Below are 3041 nucleotides of genomic sequence, written 5' to 3' on the forward strand. Positions count from 1 at the left end.
TTATTATCTAATTGAACACTTCTACTGCTAATTTAGTTAAACAATTAACCAGCATCAATTCAGAATTTACTGCATTCACTTCCACTAAATCACGTTGCGTTTGTTGAATAATATAATGCCCTTTCAATAATTTTTGTGCAGATAATGTTTGGCTAAAAGGGATAATCCCCGCCTGTAAATCAGGGTTTACCCAACCTGTTGCAATATCCAATTTGGCTTTGAGAGCATCGGTAAAAAATGAATCTAGCCATTCCAACTGTTCAAGTTGTCTTTCTATTTCACTAGAAAATGCCTGAAATAATAGCCAAACATCTCCACTTTTATAAAACTTCCAAAATGTCTGTAAGAATGTTTTACGTTCTTGTAAGCGGTCTGATTCTAAGAATTTTTTGCAAATTAATGGGCGATTATGACAAATGCGTAAAGCTATTTCCAACTCTGTAACTTGGTATTCAGGGAATTGTGGTCGTAACCATTGATACGCTTGTTCAACATCTGGGGTATGAACTAACCACGTTTGGCAACGGCTTTGGATTGTCGCTAACATCGCCGATTGCAATGGTGCTTCAAGCAGAAAATAGATTTCCTCATTTGGCTCTTCCAGCGTTTTGAGTAACGCATTTGAGGCAGCCTCTGTCAAACGATTTGCTCCAGCAATATAAATCACTGAGTTACCACCTTGCTGAGAAAACTGTTGTAACTTTGTGGTTAATTCTCGAATTTGATCAACACCAATATCTTTACCGTCTATTGATTCAACTAAATGATAGTCAGGGTGATTGCCACTTTGCCATAAAGCACAGGTTTTGCATTGACCACAAGGTTCGGCCAGTTGTTTTTCTTGACAAAATAGCCAATGGGCAAATTGACGAATAAGTAGTTCTGTACCCAGCCCAGCTTCCGTTTTAAACAACAAAGCGTGATGTCCACGCCCATTGAGAAAAGAATGAGTGAGTTGCTGATAAATCTGAGAATGCCAAGGATAAAGGTTCATTAATGATATTACCAACTAATATGGAGTTTACGCTGTTGTTCCACGCAATCTTTTAAATATAGGTTAATCAATGTTTGATAAGGTAAATTAACTTCATTGGAAAGTTTTTTAAAGTAATCAATCGTTTCATCTTCAATACGAATAGTTACAACTTTCTTTGTTTTTAATGCTGTTGAGTAAGGATTTTTTACGCCTTTGGAAAAATCATATTCTTCTTTCATCATTGCCCCCTATATTGTGCTGCTTCTCTTTTGGTAGCTCTTCTTGCTGAAATTATACGAATGTTACTATCTCTTTCACAATGAACAACTACCAGTATATTGCTGAATTTACTGCGTCCAAGTAATAAAAATCGTTGTTCTTGAAAAGAGTGTTCAGGATCAGGAATAAGCAATGCATCGTCATCATAAAATACACTCATTGCTTCGTTAAAAGTAATATTATACTTCTTTTCATTAAGATCTGCTTTGTGACTATCCCACTCAAAGCCTTCTATAAAGAACATTTTTTCACCATTCTGTAAATACTAAATATGTACAAAATGTAACATATTGCTTTATTATTTTGCAAATTTTAAGAAGTTTTCGACCGCTTGTTGAATATCACTGGATACTTTTTCGATAGACTGTTCAGCATTGATAACCACAGCTTTAGGATTATTTTGGGTTAAAGCTAAGTAGCGTTCACGAGTACGGTGGAAAAAGTCGATATGCTGTTGTTCAATACGGTCTAAAGCACCACGCCCTTTTGCTCGTTCTAGCCCGATAGCAGGGTCAAGATCTAAGTAAATCGTTAAATCAGGCTCAAACTCACCTAAAATAACTTCGCCAATTTTATCCACCAATTCAGCAAGATTGCGTCCACCACCTTGATAAGCTTGACTCGACATATTATGACGATCACCAATCACCCATTTTCCTTGTGCTAACGCAGGCTGAATAACGGTTTCAACTAATTGTGTTCGAGCGGCAAAAATCATCAAGGCTTCGGCTTTATCTGTTGTAACCTCGCCATTTAAGCCTTGTTTCCATAAATCACGCAAGGCTTCTGCTATTGGAGTGCCACCTGGTTCACGAGTATGAATAACAGGAATCTGATGAGTGGCTAAAACATCTGCAACAACTCGTACTGCGTTACTTTTTCCAGCACCTTCTAAACCTTCAATGACAATAAATTTTCCGCTCATTATTTCTTCTCACTTTTCTGCTTTTTTTCGATTTGAATCCATTCCCGCACTGCTCGATTATGTTCATCTAGGGTTCGACTGAATTTATGTCCGCCCGTTCCGTCTGCAACAAAATAAAAATAAGGTGTGTTATCTGGCTGTGAAACCGCTTTTAGCGAAGCCATACTCGGCATTGCAATCGGCGTAGGAGGCAAGCCATCAATCACATAAGTATTATAAGCCGTTGGTTCGGTTAAATCTTTTTTGCGAATATTACCATCATAACGCTCGCCCATTCCATAGATTACCGTTGGATCTGTCTGCAATTTCCAGCCATTACGTAACCGATTGATAAAGACAGAAGCAACTTGTGGACGCTCTTTGGCAATGCCTGTTTCTTTTTCGACAATAGATGCCAAAATTAACATTTCATAAGGGGTTTTAAGCGGTAGGTTTTCCGCTCTATTTTGCCAAGCCTGCTCTAAATCTTTTTGCTGTTTTTGATAAGCACGTTTTAGCACATCAAGATCGTCTGAATAAGGCACATAGCGATAAGTATCAGGTGATAACCAACCTTCTAATTTTTCGTGCTTAATTCCCAACAATGTGGCAATTTCTGTTTCAGATTTATCCGCTAACGTTTGATTTAGAAATTTCGCTTTTGATAGCTGCTCACGCCATACCTTAAAAGTTTTTCCTTCAATAAACTGTAAAGAGAGCTGGACTTCCTTACCACTATTAAAATGTGCTAATAGCTCCCCAAGATTTTGAATATTGTCAATCGCATAAACCCCTGCTTTAAAACGACTAAATTCAGGGTGTAATCGCACAATATAAGGCAATAACGTGGCTTCATTCTCACTAATTATTCCTAAAGAATGG

General features: G+C 37.6%; 5 protein-coding genes. All 5 read right to left on the minus strand.

The annotated features are described in order from the left end of the window. Positions 1–7: 7 nt before the first annotated feature. Positions 8–994, minus strand: coding sequence for a DNA polymerase III subunit delta' (locus tag A1D25_RS01710; RefSeq protein WP_157393998.1), 987 nt, complete (start codon positions 992–994; stop codon positions 8–10). An 8-nt stretch (positions 995–1002) separates the two neighbouring features. Next, positions 1003–1218, minus strand: coding sequence for a BrnA antitoxin family protein (locus tag A1D25_RS01715; RefSeq protein WP_240327082.1), 216 nt, complete (start codon positions 1216–1218; stop codon positions 1003–1005). Beyond that, positions 1215–1499, minus strand: coding sequence for a BrnT family toxin (locus tag A1D25_RS01720; protein ID WP_157393999.1), 285 nt, complete (start codon positions 1497–1499; stop codon positions 1215–1217). The genes A1D25_RS01715 and A1D25_RS01720 overlap by 4 nt, the downstream gene beginning before the upstream one ends. A gap of 54 nt (positions 1500–1553) precedes the next feature. Further along, positions 1554–2180 (minus strand): dTMP kinase, encoded by a 627-nt coding sequence (gene tmk, locus A1D25_RS01725; RefSeq protein WP_157394000.1) that lies wholly within the window; start codon positions 2178–2180, stop codon positions 1554–1556. Continuing rightward, on the minus strand, positions 2180–3041 hold an 862-nt coding region (gene mltG / locus A1D25_RS01730; RefSeq protein ID WP_157394001.1), incomplete at its 5' end, for an endolytic transglycosylase MltG. The genes tmk and mltG, both read right to left, overlap by 1 nt.

The organism is Ursidibacter arcticus, assembly GCF_009761375.1.
Taxonomy (GTDB): domain Bacteria; phylum Pseudomonadota; class Gammaproteobacteria; order Enterobacterales; family Pasteurellaceae; genus Ursidibacter; species Ursidibacter arcticus.

Excerpts from the sequence above, each read along its gene's own strand:
- A1D25_RS01715 (WP_240327082.1), bottom strand. The coding sequence starts at position 1,218 with ATGATGAAAGAAGAATATGATTTTTCCAAAGGCGTAAAAAATCCTTAC.
- tmk (WP_157394000.1), bottom strand. The coding sequence starts at position 2,180 with ATGAGCGGAAAATTTATTGTCATTGAAGGTTTAGAAGGTGCTGGAAAA.
- A1D25_RS01710 (WP_157393998.1), bottom strand. The coding sequence starts at position 994 with ATGAACCTTTATCCTTGGCATTCTCAGATTTATCAGCAACTCACTCAT.
- A1D25_RS01720 (WP_157393999.1), bottom strand. The coding sequence starts at position 1,499 with ATGTTCTTTATAGAAGGCTTTGAGTGGGATAGTCACAAAGCAGATCTT.